Consider the following 19,286-nt stretch of genomic DNA (forward strand, 5'->3'; position numbering starts at 1 on the left):
GGGCGATATACGTGGCGAATCCCGCGATGGCCAGTACCGCGAGCAAGTTCGCGGATCTGAAAAAGCGCATCTGGTTCCTGATCGGTGCCTTGATCGTTTATCGCATCGGCGCGCACATCCCCGTGCCGGGTATCAACCCGGCGGAGCTCGCACACCTCTTCGATACGTCGAAGAGTGGTGCGGGCCTCCTGAACATGTTCAACATGTTCTCCGGCGGCGCGCTGTCTCGGTTTACGGTCTTCGCGATCGGCATCATGCCGTACATCTCGGCCTCGATCATCCTTCAACTCGCTTCCGAGGTCATTCCTGCCCTCAAGGAGCTGAAGAAGGAAGGCGAGTCCGGTCGTCGCAAGATCACGCAGTACACGCGCTACGCGACCGTGCTGCTCGCCACGTTCCAGAGCTTCGGTATTGCGGTGATGCTGCACCGCCAGCCCAACCTGGTGCTGACGGGGCAGATCGAGTTCTACTTCACCACCGTCATCACGCTGGTGACCGGAACCATGTTCTTGATGTGGCTCGGCGAGCAGATCACTGAACGTGGCCTCGGCAACGGTATCTCGATCCTGATCTTCTCGGGCATCGCCGCGGGTCTGCCGAATTCGATCGGCCAGACCCTCGAGCTCGCCAGCAAGGGTGCCTTGCCGATCCTGCTGGTGCTCGGTCTCGGCGCCGGCGTGGTGTTGATTACCGCTGCAGTGGTCTTCGTCGAGCGTGGTCAGCGCAAGGTGCTGGTCAACTACGCCAAGCGCCAGGTCGGCAACCGGATCATGCAGGGCCAGAGCACGCATCTCCCGCTCAAGCTCAACATGGCCGGTGTGATTCCGCCGATCTTCGCCTCGAGCATCATCCTGTTCCCGGCTACCGTGCTGTCCTGGACCGGAAACTCCGAGTCGTTCTCCTGGCTCAAGCGTGTCGGCGACATGCTGCATCCGGGTCAACCGCTCTATGTACTGCTGTACGCGGCTGCGATCATCTTCTTCTGCTACTTCTACACGGCCCTGGTGTTCAATCCCAAGGAGACCGCGGACAACCTGAAGAAGAGCGGCGCCTTCATCCCGGGCATCCGCCCCGGTGATCAGACTGCCAAGTACATCGAGCGCGTGATCCTGCGTCTTACCCTGATCGGCGCGATCTACATCGCAGTCGTATGCCTGATCCCTGAATTCCTGCTGTTGCAATGGCAGTTGCCGTTCTACTTCGGTGGCACTTCGCTGCTGATCGTGGTGGTGGTGACGATGGACTTCATGGCGCAGGTTCAGTCTTACCTGCTGTCGCACCAGTACGAAAGCTTGTTGAAGAAAGCCAACTTCAAGGCCGGTTGAACCGCTTGTCGGTAAACGATAGGTAATCCAACGAGTCATGTCGAAGGAAGATGTCATCCAGATGCAGGGGGAGGTGTTGGAAAACCTCCCCAACGCGACTTTCCGCGTGAAGCTGGAAAATGGCCATGTGGTGCTTGGCCATATCTCCGGAAAGATGCGGATGCACTACATCCGCATCCTGCCTGGTGACAAGGTGACCGTGGAGCTGACGCCCTACGATCTGTCCCGTGCACGGATCGTGTTCCGCGCCAAGTGACGCGGGTTTATTTTTGAAAGGATAGAGCGATGCGAGTCCAAGCTTCGGTCAAGAAAATCTGCCGCAACTGCAAGATCATCCGCCGCAACCGCGTTGTGCGCGTGATCTGCACGGATCCGCGGCACAAACAGCGTCAAGGCTAAAGCTGAGCGGCATTGCCGCTAGCAGGTCTTGGTGCTAGAATCCACGACTTTTTAAATTTGGGGTAACGCAAATCATGGCCCGTATTGCTGGGGTTAACATTCCCAATCATCAGCATACCGTGATTGGCCTGCAGGCCATTTACGGAATCGGACAGACTCGCGCCAAGGCCATCTGCGCAACCGCCGGTGTTCCCACTGATCGCAAGATCAAGGACCTGACGGATACGGAGATGGACAAGCTGCGTGAGGAAGTCGGCAAGTTCACGGTCGAGGGTGACCTCCGTCGTGAAATCACGATGAACATCAAGCGTCTGATGGATCTCGGTTGCTACCGCGGTCTGCGCCATCGTCGGGGCCTGCCCTGCCGTGGCCAGCGCACCCGTACGAACGCCCGCACCCGCAAGGGCCCGCGTAAGGCGATCGCCGGGAAGAAGTAAGCACTTAAGGAATCGCAATGGCTAAAGCAAACACAGTGCGTGTACGTAAGAAAGTCAAGAAGAGTGTTTCGGAAGGCATCGTGCACGTGCACGCTTCCTTCAACAACACGATCGTGACCATCACCGATCGCCAAGGGAATGCATTATCTTGGGCTACCTCGGGCGGTGCTGGTTTTAAAGGCTCTCGGAAAAGTACACCGTTCGCAGCCCAGGTGGCTGCGGAGCACGCTGGTAAAGTTGCCCAAGAACACGGTGTCAAGAACCTCGAAGTCCGCATCAAGGGTCCCGGCCCCGGCCGCGAATCCGCTGTGCGTGCGTTGAATGCGCTGGGATTCAAGATCACCAGCATTTCCGACGTTACCCCCGTACCGCACAACGGCTGCCGCCCGCCGAAGAAGCGTCGTATTTAATCCCGGAGACCCGAGATGGCACGTTATATCGGACCGAAATGTAAACTTTCGCGCCGTGAAGGCACTGACCTGTTCCTGAAGAGCGCCCGTCGCGCCCTGGACAGCAAGTGCAAGCTCGACAGCAAACCCGGTCAGCATGGCGCCAAGCAACCGCGCCTGTCTGACTTCGGCGTTCAGCTGCGTGAGAAGCAAAAGATTCGCCGTATCTACGGCGTCCTGGAACGCCAGTTCCGCCGCTACTTCGAAGAAGCGGCCCGCCGCAAGGGCTCGACCGGTGAGAACCTGTTGAAGATCCTGGAGGCCCGCCTCGACAACGTGGTGTATCGCATGGGCTATGGCTCGACCCGCTCGGAAGCGCGTCAATTGGTCAGCCACAAGTCCATCACCGTGAATGGCCAAGTGGTCAACATCCCGTCCTACCAGGTCAAGTCTGGCGACGTGGTGTCGGTGCGCGAGAAGTCGAAGAAGCAAGTCCGCATTCAGGAAGCGCTTGCGTTGGCCGAGCAGATCGGTCTCCCGAGCTGGGTCAGTGTCGACAGCAAGAAGATGGAGGGCGTGTACAAGAGCGCTCCCGAGCGCGGCGACCTCTCCAGCGACATCAACGAGCAGCTCGTCGTCGAGTTCTACTCGAAGTAATTGAGCTTATTGGTTCGTCGCTCGTTTCGATAAAGGGATTGATTGTTTATGCAAAGCAACGCGAATGACTTGCTGAAGCCGCGCATCGTCGATGTGCAGGCAGCGTCGTCCAACCAGGCGCGTGTCGTGATGGAGCCGTTTGAGCGTGGCTATGGCCATACGCTCGGCAATGCGTTGCGTCGCATCCTGTTGTCGTCGATGCCGGGCTACGCGCCGACCGAGGTCAAGATCGACGGCGTGCTGCACGAGTACTCGGCGCTCGATGGCGTTCAGGAAGACGTGGTCGACATCCTGCTCAACCTGAAGGGCGTGGTGCTCAAGCTGCATGGTCGCAGCGAAGCGCTGCTCACGCTGAAGAAGGATGGCGAAGGACTGGTTCGTGCCCGGGATATCGAAGTCCCGCATGACGTCGAGATCGTCAACCCTGATCACGTGATCGCCAATCTGTCCACCGGTGGCAAGCTTGCCATGGAAATCAAGGTCGAAAAGGGCCGTGGTTACCAGCCGGCGGTCGTGCGTGTTGACAAGGAGGAAGGCCGTAATATCGGTTCCATCCTGCTTGACGCCTCGTTCAGCCCGATCCGTCGCGTCAGCTACGCGGTCGAGAGCGCTCGCGTCGAGCAGCGCACCGACCTCGACAAGCTGGTGATGGAAATCGAAACGAACGGTGCCATCGACCCGGAAGAGGCAGTACGTTATGCCGCCCGCGTTCTGGTCGAGCAACTGGCCGTGTTCGCCGATCTGAAGAGTACCGAAGTCGAAGCCGAGGCGCCGCGCGCGCCGCAGGTCGACCCGATCCTCCTCCGTCCGGTCGACGACCTTGAGCTCACCGTGCGTTCGGCCAATTGCCTCAAGGCTGAAAACATCTATTACATCGGCGACCTGATCCAGCGTACCGAGACCGAGCTGCTGAAGACCCCGAACCTGGGCCGCAAGTCCTTGAACGAGATCAAGGAAGTGCTGGCTTCGAAGGGTCTGACGCTCGGCATGAAGCTGGAAAACTGGCCGCCGGTCGGCCTGGAAAAGCCTTAATCCGGGCAGGAAAGACAAGGGATAAAAACCATGCGTCACCGTCAAAGTAACCGCAAGCTGAATCGTACGACGTCTCACCGTCTGGCGATGTTGCGCAACCTGGCCAACGCACTGCTGAAGCACGAAGTCATCAAGACGACGCTGCCGAAGGCCAAGGAACTGCGTCGCGTTGCCGAGCCGTTGATCACTCTGGGCAAGCAGGAGCGTTCGGTCGCCAACCTGCGTTTGGCTTTCGATCGCACCCGCGATCGCGAGCTGACCCTGAAGCTGTTCGACGTGCTGGGCCCGCGCTACAAGAACCGCAACGGCGGCTATCTGCGTATCCTCAAGTACGGCTTCCGCCAGGGCGACAATGCGCCGATGGCGCTGGTCGAGCTGGTCGATCGCCCCGAGCACGCCGACGTCGTCGAAGCTGAATAAGCCAAGCGACTGCGTTCTACAAAAGAGCCAACCTTCGGGTTGGCTCTTTTGCTTTGTGTGTGCGCTATTGATCGATGTCGTCGCCCGGAAGCCGCAATTCCGGCGGCGGCGCGAGCGCGATATCGCCGTACCAGGCCCTGTTCTCGAAGGCTTTGCGGCAGGCCTGCAGCGTCACATGCTCGGCCTTTTCCAGGCCGAGGCCGGTCAGCGACGCGATGGCCTGGAGGTCTGCGGCCAGCTCGGGTTCGTTCCATCCTCGCGCCGCGTGGCGCGCATACGCCGTGGCGAGCAGGACGGTCCGGGCGCGCGGATGCTCCGCCTGCTGCTCGTCCATCAGCAGCTTGAGCACGTTGGGCAGTTTCCAGCGCGCGATCAGCGCCAGCTGCAGTTCCTGTAGCGGAAAGCCGAAGACGGCCTTCTGCACCACGTGATCGTCCAGCTGCGGCGCGCGTTGCTGCATGGCGCGGATGCGCAGGATCAGCTTGGGTGCGAAGCAGCAGACCAGGATCTCGGCGACGTCCTTCAGCAGGGCGGCGGTCACGACCTCGCCTTCGTCTATGTCGTGGCGGAAGCCCGCCCAGGTGGCCGCGCACAGTGCGGCATGGTGCGAGCGGAACAGCATGCGGCGGACTTCGGACAAACCATGTGGATGAGGGGTTAGTGCCGATTCGATGGTGCCGTTGCGAGCGAACCGGTTCAGCAGCGGCGTCACGCCGAGCATCAGGATGGCGCGCTCGACCGTGGCGACGTCGGTGACCTGGTGCGAGGAGCGGTGTTGCTGTAGGTGGCGCAGCGTCTGCAGGACCAGCAGGGCGTCGTGTGCGGCGATCTGGCCCAGTTCGCGCGCGGTGAGGTCCGCATCCCGCTCGGCGAGGTCGGCAAGCGATCGTTGGGTGTGTTGCAGGATGGGGATTTCGGCGGACTCGAACGCATTCATCCACGCGTCGATGCTGCCTAGCGGCTGATCGATCATCGATTTGCTCCTCGCTGCAGTCTAGTGCCACTGCGGGCGCGCTGCCAGCGATGGCTATAATCCGGGCTCTTGCATCAGGGGTGATGGCAAATGGCGCGTTACGTGGTGGGCGATCTGCAGGGCTGTGGCGAAGAGCTGCAGGCCTTGCTGGCGGAAATGGCGTTCGATACGGAGTGCGACGTGCTTTATCCGGTCGGCGACCTGGTGAATCGCGGCCCCGAATCGCTGGAAGTGCTGCGTTGGGCCTACGAGAACCGCAGCTGTGTGAAGCCGGTGCTCGGCAATCACGATCTGCACCTGATCGCCGTGCATGCCGGCTGCGCCAAGCTCAAGAAGGGCGACACGCTGACCGCGCTGCTTGAGGCGCCGGACGCCGACGTCCTGATCGGCTGGCTGCGCAGCCTGCCGCTGGTACGGCGCGACGAGCGCTACCTGATGGTCCACGCCGGCCTGCTGCCGGCCTGGGATGCCGAGCAGGCGCTTGCGCTGTCGGGCGAGGTCGAGGCGGCACTGCAATCGGCGCGCTACACCGAATTCCTGGCCCAGATGTACGGCAACCAGCCCGACCGCTGGCGCAAGGGGCTGACCGGCTGGGATCGGCTGCGGGTGATCGTGAATGCCTGTACCCGGATGCGCGTGCTCGACGGCGACCGGCTCGAGATGAAGTTCAAGGGCGAGCTGCAGGATGTGCCGCCGCCGGCGACGGCCTGGTTCGACGCGCCGGGGCGGCGGTCTGGCGATGCGGTCGTGGTCTGTGGCCATTGGTCGGCGCTCGGCCTGCTGCGCCGGCCGGACCTGATCGCGCTCGATACCGGCTGCGTATGGGGCGGTGCCTTGAGCGCAGTCAGCCTGGACGATGGGAGACTGTTCCAGGTTCCGTCGCGGCAGCCGCGACAGACTGACTGGAGTTAGGCAGGTCGCTGCGGATCTTTTCGCCGATCAGCGCTTCTGCGGTCCGGGCCAGATCGCGGCGATGCAGGCCGCTAGCCGGGATCGGCTCGAAGAAATGCAGCTCGGCCTCGAGGCGCGGCTCGACCAGCAATTGCAGCAGCGAATCCAACAGGCTCATCTCGCCGACATAGGCGGCTGCCTTGCTGCGCATGCGTGTCCGGTCGTAGTAGCGCAGCGCGACCGGAACGATCTCGGCGCCGGCGTCGACGGCGGGTTGCAGCAGCGAGGCGTTGAAGCCGGCCAGGGAGAAGCCGTCGGTAGTACTGCCTTCGGGAAAGACGGCGATGCAGCTGCCTTCCGCCAGCGCATCGGCGATGCTGCGGTTGACGCGCGCAGTATCGTGCCGACGCTCGCGAGTGACGAACAGCGTGCCGGTCCGCACGCACAGCCAGCCCACGATCGGCCAGTTACGCACCTCGGCCTTGGCGACGAAGCGAGACACGCTGACGGTGTTCATGACGAAAATGTCGAGCCAGGACACGTGGTTGGCTACCAGCACCGTATTGGCGGGCAGGAAGGCCGGGCGGCTGCCGTTGACGACGACCTCGACGGCCAGGATGCGGCAGAGCCGGCGGGCCCAGCGCGAGATCGCCGCGGCGCGGCCGGCGGCATCGCGGAATTTGAAGAGCAGGGCGATTTCGAGCACGCCGAGCACGAGGTGAAGCAGCAGGCGGCCGATGCGCCAGGCGCGGATGGGCAGGGCGGTCTTTTTCATGGCAAGCCGCGAGTGTAGCGTCGTGCCCCGCGGCTTGTCAGCGAATCCGAACGATCGGACCGCTCGTGCGGCCCTCATTCGGCGGCCAGGAAGTGCTTTGCGTAGCGGCGATTGATCCGGCTCATCGGTAGCAGGATCAGCACGTCGGCGGTGTTGAAGTCGGGATCCCAGGCCGGATCGCCGCAGACATAGGCGCCGGCCTTGAGGTAGCCGCGGATCAGTGGCGGGATCTCGGCCTGCTGGCGCGTGTCGAGCGCGTCGAGTGGCAGCGGGCAGCGGGGGAAGACGCGCCATTCGACCGGCGACAGCGCCTGCGCCTTCAGCTCGCGGTGGATGCTGGCCGCCATGTGGCCGCCGTCGGCCATGCTGATGCTGGCGCAGCCGACCAGGTATTCGTAGCCGTGCCTGCCCATGTAGGCAGCGAGGCCCGACCATAGCAGCGAGATCGTCGCGCCGGTACGGTAATCCGGGTGTACGCAGGAGCGGCCGACCTCGACCATGCGCGACTTGATGTGCTGCAGCCGGGTCAGGTCGAATTCGGTGTCGGAGTAGTAGGTGCCGAGCTTGCGGGCGCGCTCGGGCGGCAGGATGCGGTAGGTGCCGACCACTTCGTTGCTGTCGTCGTCGCGGACTAACAGGTGATCGCACCAGGCGTCGAACAGGTCGATGTCGAGCCCGGGCTCGCGGCTGTTCAGGCGGGCGCCCATCTCTTCCGCGAACACCTTGTAGCGCAGCGCTTGGGCGGCGCGGACGTCGTCCGCATGGGTGGCAAGGGATACGGAAAGCGTGCGGCGCTGTTCTCGGTGCTCGCGACGGTCTGCTTGCAGCATGGCGCTGATTCTCCTGATGAGTTCGCAAATCTCAGGAGGCACCTTAGAGCGAGGGAATGACTGCCCGGTGACGCGGCGATGACGGATTGATGAAGGCGGCTCAGTGGCTGCCGTCGTCGTCCTCGGTCGGCGTATCGCCTTCCACGCGGTAGCGTTCGGTGGCCCAGTGGCCCAGATCGATCAGCTTGCAGCGCTCGGAGCAGAAGGGCCGCCACGGATTGTCGGTCGACCATGGGGTGAGCTTGCCGCAGCCGGGGCAGGCGACCTTGCGTGGGGATTGGGACATCAGAGGTTGCAGAAGGCCAGGATGAAGTCGACGTCGTGCTCGCACTGGCGTGGCCGGTCGGAGCCGACCGCGGGCGAGACGAAGCGGATGTTGATGGCGTACTTGTTGGCTGACAGCTCGGGCACGAAGGGCAGGTTGGCCGGTACCGACACCTTGAGCAGCTGGACCACCTTGCCGCCCGACATCTGCTGGAAAGCGCCGCCGCGCGCGGTCAGGTGGACCACCTTGGCGCTGTTGCGCAGGATGCGCAGCACGATGTCGATACCGTCCTTGATCGACCACATCGGCGACAGCCAGCCGTTCAGGTCGTGCTGACGGTCGGCGACCGGCTTCTGCTGCCAGTAGTAGTAGGAGGGCAGGTCGAATTCGCAGACGCCGCCCGGAATGCCGGAGCGCTGCTTGATGGCCATCAGCCATTCGTTTTCGCGCAGGTGCTGGGCGAACTTGCCGGTCGGCTCGAGCAGGCGGCTGTGGGTGTGCTCGATGTCGGCCAGGACCATGTCGAGCGCTTCTTCGGAGATCTGCGGGTTGTCGCGCAGGCCTTCGAGCGACTGGCGCTGCCGTTCGAGCTCCTGCAGCAGATCGGATTTGAGGTCGGCGCGGCCGGCCACTTCCATGATCTCGAACAGGCACAGCAAGGCGGAATGGTGCTCGAGCGCATGTTCGCGGCTGGCGAAGAAGGTCGCACGGTCGTACAAATCCTCCAGCCGCAGCAGGGTGCGGATGCGTTCGTTGACTGGGAATTCGTAACTGATCACGGTGGCCAGGCCGGGTGCTGGAGCATTGTCAGCGCCCGATTGTGCAAGATTCACACCACTTTGACAAATCATTAAGATGAATCTTGTTGTGATTCAGAAGCTTGCGTGTACTTCTTGTGCAAGTTCCTCACCTCGACCCCGAGCTTTTCCATGTCGCCGTCATTGACGATGATGTCGTCGGCCTGGGCGAGCCGCTTTTCGCGCGGCAACTGGGCCGCCATGATGGCGCGCACCTCGGCTTCGGTCAGCTTGCTGCGCGCCATCACGCGGGCGACCTGGAGCGGCTCCGGGCAGTCGACCACCAGCGCCCGGTCGATCGCGTCGCGGTAGGCGCCGGTCTCGAACAGCAAGGGGACTGCCAGCAACGTATAGGCCGTATTGGCCGGCAGGGCCGCGAGCTGGCGTTGCGTTTCGGTGCGGATCCGCGGATGCAGCTCGGCTTCCAGGGCTGCCTTGGCGCCGGCGTCGGCGAAGATGCGTGCGCGCAGCTTGGGCCGGTCGATCGCGCCGGCGGCGTCGAGATAGTCCGCGCCGAACAGCCGGGCGACCGCCGCGGCGCCGGGCTGGCCGGGCTGGCTGAGGGCGTGGGCGATCAGGTCCGTATCGACGACCGGTACGCCGAGCGCACCGAACAGGTTGGCGACAGTGCTTTTGCCCGAGCCGATCCCGCCTGTGAGCCCGATGACGCGCATGCTCAGCCGTGCCAGATCAGCCGGGCCAGCTGCGGGCCCCAGACCATGGTGGCGAGGCCGGCCAGCGCCAGGTAGGGGCCGAACGGCAACGGCTTGCTCCAGCCGCGCCGGGCCAGCACCGTCAGGCCGATGCCGATGAGCGCGCCGGCGACCGAGGAAGCCAGGATGACGATCGGCAGCGCCTGCCAGCCGAACCAGGCGCCGATCGCGGCGAGCAGCTTGAAGTCGCCGTGACCCATGCCTTCCTTGCCGGTCACCAGCTTGAAGATCCAGTACACGCTCCACAGGCTCAGATAGCCGGCCACGGCGCCGATCACCGCCGACGGCAGCGAGGTGAAGGTGCCGTCCAGATTGAACAGCAGGCCGAGCCACAGCAGCGGCAGCGTCAGGCTGTCGGGCAGCAGGTAGGTGTCGGCATCGATCCAGAACAGCGCGATCAGGTACCAGGCGAACACGATCGCGCCCAGCGTCGCCATGCTGAAGCCGAACTGGGCGGCCAGGCCGGCCGTGACCAGGCCGGTGAGCAGTTCGATCAGCGGGTAGCGGATCGAGATCGGCGTCCTGCAATGGCGGCAGCGCCCCCGCAGCAGCAGCCAGGACAGCACCGGGACGTTGTCGTAGGCGGCGATCTGCTGGCCGCAGCAAGGGCAGGCGGAGCGCGGCAGGAACAGGTTGTAGACCGGCCGGCTCGGCGGCTCGGCGTCGTCCGGCTGGTCGAGCAGCGCGCATTCCTGGCGGAACTCGGCCTCCATCATCTTGGGCAGCCGGTGGATGACGACGTTGAGGAAGCTGCCGACGATCAGGCCGAGCAGCAAGGCGTAGGCGACGAGCAGCAGCGGCTGCTCGCCCAGCAGGTACAGCGCAGCCATCGAGGTCTAGCCGCCGATCGCCGAGCCCATCTTGAAGATGGGGAGGTACATCGCGATGATGATGCCGCCGATGATCGGGCCCAGCACCATCATGATCATCGGTTCCATCAGGCTGGTCAGCGCGTCGACCGCCTCGTCGACTTCCTGTTCGAAGAAGTCGGCGATCTTGCTCAGCATCGAGTCGAGCGCGCCCGATTCCTCGCCGATGGCGACCATCTGCATCACCATCGAGGGGAATACTTCGCTGTTCTGCATCGCGACCGTGAGGCTGGTGCCGGTGCTGACCTCGGTCTGGATCTTCTTGGTGGCTTCGACGTAGACGACGTTGCCCGAGGCGCCGCCGACCGAGTCGAGCGCCTCGACCAGCGGGACGCCGGCGGCAAACATGGTCGACATGGTGCGGGTCCAGCGCGCGATGGTCGCCTTGCGCATGATCTCGCCGAACAGCGGCAGCTTGAGCGCCGTGCGGTCGATCCAGTGCTGGAACGGCTTGGAGCGCTTCTTGAGCTCGAGCAGGCCGTAGATGGTGCCGCCCGCGATGCCGAAGATCGCCCACCAGTAGGACACGAAGATTTCCGACAGCGTGATGACCAGCTGGGTCGGGCCGGGCAGGTCGGCACCGAAGCCCGAGAACAGGTCCTTGAACGCCGGGATCACGAAAATCATGATCACCGAGATGATGATCACGGCGGCCACGATGATGGCGGCCGGGTAGAACAGTGCGGACTTGATCTTGCCCTTGATGGCGAGGATCTTTTCCTTGTAGGTGGCCAGGCGGTCGAGCAGGCTGTCCAGGATACCGGCCTGTTCGCCGGCCTGGACCAGGTTGCAGAACAGCTGGTCGAACTGCAGCGGGTGCTTGCGGAAGGCCTGGGTCAGGCTGGAGCCGGTCTCGACGTCGTTCTTGATCTCGAGCAGCAGCTTGGTCACGCTCGGATTGCTGTGGCCCTTGGCGACGATGTCGAAGGCCTGCAGCAGCGGCACGCCGGACTTCATCATCACCGCCATCTGGCGCGTGAAGAAGGTGATGTCCTTCTCGGTGATGCGCTTGCCGCGCGAGGTCGACTGCTTCTTGACCTTGATGACGTTGATGCCCTGGCGGCGCAGGTTGGTGCGGACCAGCGCATCGCCGGGCGCGCGCATCTCGCCCTTGATGGTCTTGCCCGTACGGTCCTTGCCCTCCCAGGCGAAGTTGAATTCCTTGAGCTGTGTCTTCTTGTCGACGGCCATGCGTGAGCTCCTCGGTCGGTGACCTATTCGTTCGTTACGGCTTCGACTTCGGTCAGCGAAGTGAGCCCTTGTTTGACTTTCAACAGCCCCGACTGACGGAGGTCACGGATGCCTTCGCGGCGCGCCTGGTCCGCGATGTCGATGGAATTGCCCTGTTGCATGATGATGCGCTGCATGTCTTCGGAGATCGGCATGACCTGGTAGATGCCGAGCCGGCCCTTGTAGCCGCTGCCCTTGCAGATGTCGCAGCCGACCGGGCCGTAGGGCTGCCAGCTGCCGTCCAGGTCTTCTTCCTTGAAGCCGGCTTGCAGCAGGGCCTCGGTCGGGATGTCGACCGGCTTCTTGCAGGCGCTGCACAGCCGGCGGGCCAGCCGCTGGCCGGTGATCAGGATCACCGAGGAGGCGATGTTGAACGGCGCGATGCCCATGTTCAGCATCCGCGACAGCGTGGCGGGGGCGTCGTTGGTGTGCAGCGTGGAGAACACCATGTGGCCGGTCTGGGCGGCCTTGATCGCGATGTCGGCGGTTTCCAGGTCGCGGATTTCACCGACCATGATGATGTCGGGATCCTGCCGCAGGAAGGACTTGAGCGCGGCGGCGAAGGTCAGGCCGGCCTTGTCGTTGACATTGACCTGGTTGATGCCGGGCAGGTTGATTTCGGCCGGGTCTTCCGCGGTCGAGATATTGATGCCGGGCTCGTTGAGGATGTTGAGGCAGGTGTAGAGCGACACCGTCTTGCCCGAGCCGGTCGGGCCGGTGACCAGCACCATACCGTAGGGCCGGTGGATCGCGTCGAGCAGCGCGGCGCGCTGGTCGGGCTCGTAGCCGAGCGCGTCGATGCCGAGCGTGGCGGAGCTCGGATCGAGAATCCGCATACAGATCTTTTCGCCGAACAGCGTCGGCAGCGTCGAGACCCGGAAATCGATCGCGCGGTTCTTGGACAGCACCAGCTTCATCCGGCCATCCTGCGGGATGCGCTTTTCCGAGATGTCGAGCTTGGAGATCACCTTGATCCGGGAGGCGATCTTTTCCTTGATGGCCAGCGGCGGCTGGGCGATTTCGCGCAGCACGCCGTCGATGCGGTAACGGATGCGGTAGAACTTCTCGTACGGCTCGAAATGGATGTCCGAGGCGCCGCTGTTGATCGCATCCATCAGCATCTTCTGGATGTACTTCACCACCGGCGCGTCGTCGACTTCGATCGACGGGCCTTCCTGCTCGGTCTGGATGTCGTCGCCGCCGGCCATCTCCAGGTCTTCCTGGTCGATGACGAGGTTCTTCAGGTTGGCGCCGGTGGCTTCGACCAGCTTGTCGATCAGCGCGCCGAGCTTCTGGTCCTCCACCACGATCGGCTCGATCATGGCGCTGGTCTGGAACTTCGCGTCTTCCAGCGCCTGCATGTTGGTGGGGTCGGAAATGGCGATGAACAGCTTGGTGCCGCGCTTGTACAGCGGCGCGATCCGCCGCGTCTGCATCAGCTTGGGGTCGAGCGCGCCGGCCGGGATGTAGGCCGAGTCGAACTGGGCGAGGTCGAACAGCGGATAGCCGAAGGTGCTGGAGGCGAACTCGGCGATCTGCAGGCCGTTCATCTTCTTGCTGGCGATCAGCGCCTGGACGAAACCGGTGTTGCTGCTGTGGGCCTGCGACTGGATCGCTTCGACGTCTGCTTCCAGCAGCCGGCCTTGCTGGATCAGTGCACGGCCGATGCCGGAGAGGGAGGGCGGGGATTGCGCCATGCTTGCAAGCTTTCGGGAAGCGCGGCGCGAAGTGCGCCGTTATGTCAAAACTGGCATAAATAATGCCTTTGTCAAGTTTGGCTGTAAAGCTGCAAAGCCTTGTCGCGATTGGCTTTGCGGTGCGAACCGAGGGGCTGGGCGGGCATGCGAGGCTGATTTGACGAGGGTTTCGACTTATTCCGATGTCATTGTCCGGCGGCGTGCCGGAGCACGGTGTCGAGCACGAAGCGGCTGCCGATATAGGCCAGCAGCAGCAAGGCGAAGCCGGCGAGCGTCCAGTTCACCGCGATGCGGCCGCGCCAGCCGCGCGTGCGGCGTCCCCACAGCAGGATGGCGAAGACGGCCCAGGCGGTCAGCGAAAACACCGTCTTGTGATTGAAGCTCAGCGGCCGGCCGAACAATTCCTCGGAGAACACCGCGCCGGTCAGCAGCGTCAGGGTGAGCAGCACGAAACCCAGCGTCAGCGTGGAGAACAGCAGCCGCTCGAGCGCCAGCAGCGGCGGCAGCTGGCGCAGCAGGCCGCGCGCGGGCTGGTGCAGCTGGCGATCGGCCAGTCGCATCAGCAGGGCCAGGCCGGCGGCGACCGCGAAGAATCCGTAGGCCAGCATGGCGATGGCGAAGTGGGCCTGCATCAGCGGCGCGGCCAGCCATGGCGTGGCATGGCCGCCGGGCAGCAGCAGGCTGATGCCCAGGCTGACCGCCGCGACCGGCAGCAGCACGGTCTGCAGGCCGTCGAGCCGGATCAGGAAGGCTGCGGTCCAGTAGATCAGCACCGCCAGCCAGGTCAGCAGGCCGAGCGCTTCGCGCGCGCCGAAATGCGGCACCGGGCCGGCCACCGGCAGGAAGACCAGCGGCGCGTGGGCCAGCAGCAGCAGGCCGAGCGCGAGGTGCTGGCTGCGCTGCTCGCCCGTGCTCGTGGCATCGAGCGGCTGGCGCCGGCGATAGCTGAGCCAGCAGGCGAGCAGGGCGTAGCCGAGCCAGATGGCGATGCTGTAGGGCGGAAATGAGGTGGGCATCGGATAGGAAGGATGGGCAAGTCGGGTAAACTTACGCGTTCGAGTTTAACAGAGCGCTGCCTGGCGCCCATTGAGAATCGCTCCCATGTTCGACAACCTGCAAAGCCGCCTTTCTTCCGTGGTCAAGACCCTGCGGGGCCATGCCCGGCTGACCGAGGACAACATCGCCGAGGCCATGCGCGAGGTGCGCATGGCGCTGCTGGAGGCCGACGTCGCGCTGCCGGTGGTGAAGTCCTTCGTCGCCCAGGTGAAGGAGCGCGCCCTGGGCCACGAGGTGATGGGCAGCCTGACGCCGGGCCAGGCGGTGATCGGGGTGGTGCACGACGAGCTGAAGAAGCTCATGGGCGATCACAACGACGCGCTCAACCTGGCCGCCGTGCCGCCGGCCATCGTGCTGATGGCCGGCCTGCAGGGCGCCGGCAAGACCACCACCACCGGCAAGCTGGCCAAGAAGCTCAAGGAAGAATCGAAGAAGAAGGTGCTGGTGGTGTCGGCCGACGTCTATCGGCCGGCCGCCATCGAGCAGCTGAAGACGCTGGCCGGCCAGGTCGGCGTCGAGTGCTTCCCGTCCGATCCGAAGCAGGCCCCGGTCGAGATCGCGCGCGCCGCGCTCGATCACGCCAAGCGTCATTTCTTCGACGTGCTGATCGTCGACACCGCCGGCCGTCTCGCCATCGACGAGGCGATGATGGCCGAGATCAAGCAGCTCCACGCGGTGCTCAACCCGATCGAGACGCTGTTCGTGGTCGACGCCATGCAGGGCCAGGACGCGGTGAACACTGCCAAGGCCTTCAGCGAGGCGCTGCCGTTGACCGGCGTGATCCTGACCAAGCTCGACGGCGATGCGCGCGGCGGCGCGGCGCTGTCGGTGCGCGCGGTGACCGGCAAGCCGATCAAGTTCGTCGGCGTCGGCGAGAAGGTCGGCGGCATCGAGCCTTTCCACCCGAGCGGATGGCCTCGCGCATCCTCGGCATGGGCGACGTGCTGTCGCTGATCGAGCAGGTGCAGCAGACGGTCGACGTCGAAGAGGCGCAGAAGCTGGCCAAGAAGATGAAGACCGGCAAGGGCTTCGACCTGGAGGACTTCAAGGCGCAGATGCAGCAGATGAAGAAGATGGGCGGCATGTCCGGCCTGCTCGACAAGCTGCCCGGCATGGGCCAGATGGCGCAGCTCGCCCAGAGCGGCGAGGCCGAGAAGGCGATGCGCCGCGTCGAGGGCATCATCGACTCGATGACGCCGCAGGAGCGGCGCAAGCCCGAGATCCTGAAGGCCAGCCGCAAACGCCGCATCGCGGCCGGCGCCGGTGTCTCGGTGCAGGAAGTGAACCGCCTGCTCAAGCAGTTCGAGGACATGCAGAAGATGATGAAGCAGTTCTCCGGCAAGAACATGTTCAAGCTCATGAAGGGCATGAAAGGCATGCTGCCCGGCATGTGATGCGGTCATGCGCGCATTCCTGGCGCTAATCGCTTGTAGTTGAAAGAATTTCTTGCTGCCTGGGCGGAGGGTGCGCTAACATCTTCGCCTTTTCCGCCAACCGATTTTCAGGAATACAACAAATGGTCGTGATTCGTCTTGCCCGTGGTGGCGCCAAGGATCGTCCGTTCTACAACGTGGTCGTTGCCGACAAGCGCAGCCGTCGTGACGGTCGTTTCATCGAGCGCATCGGCTTCTACAACCCGGTCGCCAAGGACGGTGAAGAAGGCCTGCGCATCGCCGCCGACCGCCTGAACCACTGGATCGGCAACGGCGCCCAACTGGCCGACAGCGTCAAGAAGCTGGTCAAGCGCCTGCCCGCTTAAGCTCCGTGCCTGCCGACATGAAGCCGGCGACGACCTCCGAGCCCATCGTGCCCCAGTCCGGCCAGCCGGACGACCTCGTGCCGATGGGCTTTGTCGTGGGCGCCTCGGGCGTGCGCGGCTGGGTCAAGGTCGTGGCCAATACCCAGTACGCCGACAGCCTGTTCGACTACGACAGCTGGTGGCTCGGCCGCGACGGCAAATGGCGCGAGTACCGCGTCGAGGACGGCTCGGTGCAGCCCAAGAGCCTCAACGCCAAGCTCGAAGGCATCCATGACCGCGACGTCGCTTTCGCGATGAAGGGCATGACTGTGGCGGTGCCGCGCTCCGCCATGCCGGCCGCGGGCGAGGACGAGTACTACTGGAACGACCTGATCGGCCTGACCGTGGTGAACCGCGACGGCGCGACGCTCGGGGTGGTCGAGAAGCTGCTCGAGACCGGCGCCAACGACGTGCTGGTGCTGAAAGACGGTACGGTCGAGCGCCTGGTGCCCTTCGTCGGCCCGGTGATCGATGCGGTCGATCTGGCGGCGAAGCGGATCACGGTCGACTGGGGTCTGGATTACTGACGTGCGTTTCGACGTCGTCACGATCTTCCCCGCGATGTTCGATGCGATCGCCGAGCACGGCGTGACGCAGCGGGCGCGCGAGCAGGGCATCTTCGCGCTGCAGTGCTGGAACCCGCGCGACTTCGTCAGCGACAACTATCGGCGCGTCGACGATCGTCCCTACGGCGGCGGGCCCGGCATGGTGATGCTGCCCGAGCCGCTCGAGGATGCGATCGCCGCGGCGCGCGTAGCCCAGGCCCAGGCCGGGGTGGCACGTTCCAGGGTGGTCTACCTGTCGCCGCAGGGCGCGCCGCTCGATCACGCGGCGGTGATGCGGCTGCTGCAGGAGCCTGGCCTGATCCTGCTGGCCGGGCGGTATGAAGGCATCGACGAGCGCGTGATCGCGCGCCAGGTCGATGAAGAGATTTCGATCGGCGACTACGTGCTTTCGGGTGGCGAGTTGCCGGCCATGGTGCTGATCGACAGCATCGTGCGCCACCTGCCGGGCGTGCTGAACGACGCGACCTCGGCGGTGGAAGACAGTTTCGTGGACGGGTTGCTCGATTGCCCGCATTACACCCGTCCAGAAGAATATCGCGGCGTGCGGGTGCCGGACGTATTGCTGTCCGGCAACCATGCGGCGATCAGGCGCTGGCGGCTCAAGCAGGCGCTGGGGCGGACGTGGATGCGTCGCCCCGGTTTGCTGGAAGGCCGTCAGCTTACGAAAGAGGAGGCTCGGCTTCTCCGCGAATTCCAGTCCGAACAGGATGGGGATGCGCGTACCGAGGCGCCTTGATGGCGCCGGAGAAGGAACAAGCCTCGCACAAGGAGTCGTGCAAATGGATCTGATCCAAAAGCTGGAACAAGAAGAAATCGCCCGCCTGGGCAAGACCGTCCCCGAATTCGCTCCGGGCGACACCGTGATCGTCCAGGTGAAGGTCAAGGAAGGTAACCGCGAGCGTCTGCAGGCTTACGAAGGCGTGGTCATCGCCAAGCGTAACCGCGGTCTGAACAGCTCCTTCATCGTGCGCAAGATCTCGTCGGGCGAAGGCGTGGAACGTACGTTCCAGACCTACTCGCCGCTGGTCGCAGCGATCGAGGTGAAGCGCCGTGGTGACGTGCGTCGCGCCAAGCTGTACTACCTGCGCGATCGTTCGGGCAAGTCGGCCCGCATCAAGGAAAAGCTGCCGGCCCGCAAGGTCGCCGTGGCTGCCGCGCAGTAAGCGGTTTCCTCGAAGCGAAAAGAACGCGGAGATTTTTCTCCGCGTTTTTTTACGCCCGTACGTCCCGGTCTCGACGCGGGGTCAGGTCCACCAGGCCAACTGCAGCGGGATCGTCAGCATCGCCCCGAGCGTGGTGGCGGTGATGGTGGCGGCGACCAGCTGCGCGTCGCCGCCGAGCCGCACCGCCAGGATGTAGGCGGTCGAGGCGGCCGGCAGCGAAGCCAGGATCAGCGCCGCGTCGAAATACAGCCCGCGCACGCCGAGCAGATGGCCGATGCCGGCCGCGAGCAGCGGCACGGCCAGCAGCTTGACGGCGCTCCAGTAGGCGACCAGCCCCGGCGCGCGCCGCCAGGCGGCGAAATGCAGGCCGCCGCCGACCGCGATCAGGCCCAGCGGCAGCGCGGCGCCGCTCAGCAGGCCCAGCAGGTGGTGCAGCCAGCCGGGCAGGCTCCAGCCATTGAGATTCCACACCAGCCCCAGCACGATGCCGCCGATCAGCGGATTGCTGGCCAGCTCCTGCCACAGCCTGGCGCCGATGCTGCGCGTCATCAGCAGGATGGCGACCAGGTTGACCAGCGGGATCAGCAGGCCGGCCAGCACGCCGAAGGCCGCGATGCCCTGCTGGCCGTGCAGGCCGCCGGCGATGGCGAGACCGATATAGGTATTGAAGCGGAATGCGCACTGCACGCCGCCGTTGAGCGCGGCCGGCCCGGGCCGGAACAGCCAGCGCGCCGCGTAGCCGAGCGCCAGACCGCCGAGCGTGAACAGCACGCCCATCGCCAGCATCGGCGCGCTGGCCTGCCAGTCGAGGCTGGCGCGCGCCACCGCGTTGAACAGCAGCGGCGGGAACAGCACGTAGTAGATAAACTGCTCGAGCCCGGCCCAGAAGCCGGCCTCGTAGGCCGCCAGCCGCTTGAGCGCATAGCCGAGCAGGATCAGCAGAAAGTCGGGCAGCAGCAGGGTGGTGGTGTCCATGGCCGCCCATTCTTCCCGATATCGGCGCG

24 protein-coding genes and 1 pseudogene are annotated in these 19,286 nt (G+C 64.4%); 14 read left to right on the plus strand and 11 right to left on the minus strand.

Annotation, left to right across the window (positions count from 1 at the left end):
* The first annotated feature begins 26 nt into the window (after nt 1-26).
* From secY to rplQ, 8 genes are all read left to right on the plus strand, one after another.
* Entirely contained in the window at nt 27-1,325 is a 1,299-nt protein-coding gene (gene secY, locus H9L41_RS02345; RefSeq protein ID WP_308417312.1) for a preprotein translocase subunit SecY, read from the plus strand.
* A gap of 37 nt (nt 1,326-1,362) precedes the next feature.
* Nucleotides 1,363-1,581 carry a translation initiation factor IF-1 gene (gene infA / locus H9L41_RS02350; RefSeq protein WP_005674242.1) on the plus strand — a complete coding sequence of 73 codons (219 nt, stop codon included), beginning with the start codon at nt 1,363-1,365 and terminating at the stop codon, nt 1,579-1,581.
* 29 nt (nt 1,582-1,610) lie between these two features.
* Nucleotides 1,611-1,724 carry a 50S ribosomal protein L36 gene (gene rpmJ / locus H9L41_RS02355; RefSeq protein WP_018748524.1) on the plus strand — a complete coding sequence of 38 codons (114 nt, stop codon included), beginning with the start codon at nt 1,611-1,613 and terminating at the stop codon, nt 1,722-1,724.
* A gap of 74 nt (nt 1,725-1,798) precedes the next feature.
* Nucleotides 1,799-2,161 (plus strand): 30S ribosomal protein S13, encoded by a 363-nt coding sequence (gene rpsM / locus H9L41_RS02360; RefSeq protein WP_028446069.1) that lies wholly within the window; start codon nt 1,799-1,801, stop codon nt 2,159-2,161.
* Between the two features lie 17 nt (nt 2,162-2,178).
* Nucleotides 2,179-2,571 (plus strand): 30S ribosomal protein S11, encoded by a 393-nt coding sequence (gene rpsK, locus H9L41_RS02365; RefSeq protein WP_028446068.1) that lies wholly within the window; start codon nt 2,179-2,181, stop codon nt 2,569-2,571.
* A gap of 15 nt (nt 2,572-2,586) precedes the next feature.
* On the plus strand, nt 2,587-3,207 hold the full coding sequence (gene rpsD, locus H9L41_RS02370) for a 30S ribosomal protein S4 (protein ID WP_028446067.1): 621 nt from the start codon (nt 2,587-2,589) through the stop codon (nt 3,205-3,207).
* 48 nt (nt 3,208-3,255) lie between these two features.
* A complete protein-coding gene (locus tag H9L41_RS02375; protein WP_028446066.1) occupies nt 3,256-4,239 on the plus strand; it encodes a DNA-directed RNA polymerase subunit alpha in 984 nt (327 codons plus the stop codon).
* A gap of 30 nt (nt 4,240-4,269) precedes the next feature.
* A complete protein-coding gene (rplQ, locus tag H9L41_RS02380; RefSeq protein WP_028446065.1) occupies nt 4,270-4,659 on the plus strand; it encodes a 50S ribosomal protein L17 in 390 nt (129 codons plus the stop codon).
* Nucleotides 4,660-4,723: 64 nt separating this feature from the next.
* Here rplQ and H9L41_RS02385 read toward each other — a convergent pair whose 3' ends face one another.
* A complete protein-coding gene (locus tag H9L41_RS02385; protein WP_051318971.1) occupies nt 4,724-5,632 on the minus strand; it encodes an HDOD domain-containing protein in 909 nt (302 codons plus the stop codon).
* Nucleotides 5,633-5,722: 90 nt separating this feature from the next.
* On the opposite strand from H9L41_RS02385, the gene H9L41_RS02390 reads away from it, so the two are divergent.
* Complete coding sequence (locus H9L41_RS02390; RefSeq protein WP_028446064.1) at nt 5,723-6,544, plus strand: symmetrical bis(5'-nucleosyl)-tetraphosphatase; 822 nt, start codon at nt 5,723-5,725, stop codon at nt 6,542-6,544.
* Here the strand turns inward: H9L41_RS02390 and H9L41_RS02395 are convergent.
* From H9L41_RS02395 to H9L41_RS02435, 9 genes are all read right to left on the minus strand, one after another.
* Complete coding sequence (locus H9L41_RS02395) at nt 6,477-7,298, minus strand: lysophospholipid acyltransferase family protein (RefSeq protein WP_028446063.1); 822 nt, start codon at nt 7,296-7,298, stop codon at nt 6,477-6,479. The two genes, H9L41_RS02390 and H9L41_RS02395, sit on opposite strands and share 68 nt — an antisense overlap.
* Nucleotides 7,299-7,372: 74 nt before the next feature.
* Nucleotides 7,373-8,128 carry a GNAT family N-acetyltransferase gene (locus tag H9L41_RS02400; protein ID WP_028446062.1) on the minus strand — a complete coding sequence of 252 codons (756 nt, stop codon included), beginning with the start codon at nt 8,126-8,128 and terminating at the stop codon, nt 7,373-7,375.
* A 100-nt stretch (nt 8,129-8,228) separates the two neighbouring features.
* Entirely contained in the window at nt 8,229-8,414 is a 186-nt protein-coding gene (locus H9L41_RS02405; RefSeq protein ID WP_028446061.1) for a DNA gyrase inhibitor YacG, read from the minus strand.
* Nucleotides 8,414-9,172 carry a cell division protein ZapD gene (gene zapD, locus H9L41_RS02410; RefSeq protein WP_028446060.1) on the minus strand — a complete coding sequence of 253 codons (759 nt, stop codon included), beginning with the start codon at nt 9,170-9,172 and terminating at the stop codon, nt 8,414-8,416. Before zapD ends, H9L41_RS02405 begins: the two co-directional genes overlap by 1 nt.
* 71 nt (nt 9,173-9,243) lie before the next feature.
* The gene (gene coaE / locus H9L41_RS02415) at nt 9,244-9,864 is read right to left on the minus strand and encodes a dephospho-CoA kinase (protein WP_028446059.1); all 621 of its coding nucleotides are present in this window, start codon (nt 9,862-9,864) and stop codon (nt 9,244-9,246) included.
* A 2-nt stretch (nt 9,865-9,866) separates the two neighbouring features.
* Nucleotides 9,867-10,733 carry a prepilin peptidase gene (locus H9L41_RS02420; protein ID WP_034606803.1) on the minus strand — a complete coding sequence of 289 codons (867 nt, stop codon included), beginning with the start codon at nt 10,731-10,733 and terminating at the stop codon, nt 9,867-9,869.
* Nucleotides 10,734-10,739: 6 nt separating this feature from the next.
* The gene (locus tag H9L41_RS02425; RefSeq protein WP_028446057.1) at nt 10,740-11,963 is read right to left on the minus strand and encodes a type II secretion system F family protein; all 1,224 of its coding nucleotides are present in this window, start codon (nt 11,961-11,963) and stop codon (nt 10,740-10,742) included.
* Between the two features lie 23 nt (nt 11,964-11,986).
* Complete coding sequence (pilB, locus tag H9L41_RS02430) at nt 11,987-13,699, minus strand: type IV-A pilus assembly ATPase PilB (RefSeq protein ID WP_028446056.1); 1,713 nt, start codon at nt 13,697-13,699, stop codon at nt 11,987-11,989.
* A 185-nt stretch (nt 13,700-13,884) separates the two neighbouring features.
* Nucleotides 13,885-14,715 carry a cytochrome C assembly family protein gene (locus H9L41_RS02435; RefSeq protein ID WP_051318970.1) on the minus strand — a complete coding sequence of 277 codons (831 nt, stop codon included), beginning with the start codon at nt 14,713-14,715 and terminating at the stop codon, nt 13,885-13,887.
* Between the two features lie 85 nt (nt 14,716-14,800).
* Between H9L41_RS02435 and ffh the strand changes: the two are divergent.
* The 5 genes and pseudogenes from ffh to rplS all read left to right on the plus strand — a co-directional run bounded on the left by ffh (nt 14,801) and on the right by rplS (nt 18,282).
* A pseudogene (ffh, locus tag H9L41_RS02440) lies at nt 14,801-16,149 on the plus strand (signal recognition particle protein).
* A 122-nt stretch (nt 16,150-16,271) separates the two neighbouring features.
* Entirely contained in the window at nt 16,272-16,514 is a 243-nt protein-coding gene (rpsP, locus tag H9L41_RS02445; protein ID WP_028446053.1) for a 30S ribosomal protein S16, read from the plus strand.
* 83 nt (nt 16,515-16,597) lie between these two features.
* A complete protein-coding gene (gene rimM, locus H9L41_RS02450; protein WP_028446052.1) occupies nt 16,598-17,080 on the plus strand; it encodes a ribosome maturation factor RimM in 483 nt (160 codons plus the stop codon).
* A gap of 1 nt (nt 17,081) precedes the next feature.
* The gene (gene trmD, locus H9L41_RS02455; RefSeq protein WP_028446051.1) at nt 17,082-17,855 is read left to right on the plus strand and encodes a tRNA (guanosine(37)-N1)-methyltransferase TrmD; all 774 of its coding nucleotides are present in this window, start codon (nt 17,082-17,084) and stop codon (nt 17,853-17,855) included.
* A 43-nt stretch (nt 17,856-17,898) separates the two neighbouring features.
* Entirely contained in the window at nt 17,899-18,282 is a 384-nt protein-coding gene (gene rplS, locus H9L41_RS02460) for a 50S ribosomal protein L19 (protein WP_028446050.1), read from the plus strand.
* Nucleotides 18,283-18,363: 81 nt separating this feature from the next.
* Here rplS and H9L41_RS02465 read toward each other — a convergent pair whose 3' ends face one another.
* The gene (locus tag H9L41_RS02465; protein WP_028446049.1) at nt 18,364-19,257 is read right to left on the minus strand and encodes an AEC family transporter; all 894 of its coding nucleotides are present in this window, start codon (nt 19,255-19,257) and stop codon (nt 18,364-18,366) included.
* Nucleotides 19,258-19,286: the final 29 nt, after the last annotated feature.

This window comes from Chitinimonas koreensis (assembly GCF_014353015.1).
Classification (GTDB): domain Bacteria; phylum Pseudomonadota; class Gammaproteobacteria; order Burkholderiales; family Chitinimonadaceae; genus Chitinimonas; species Chitinimonas koreensis.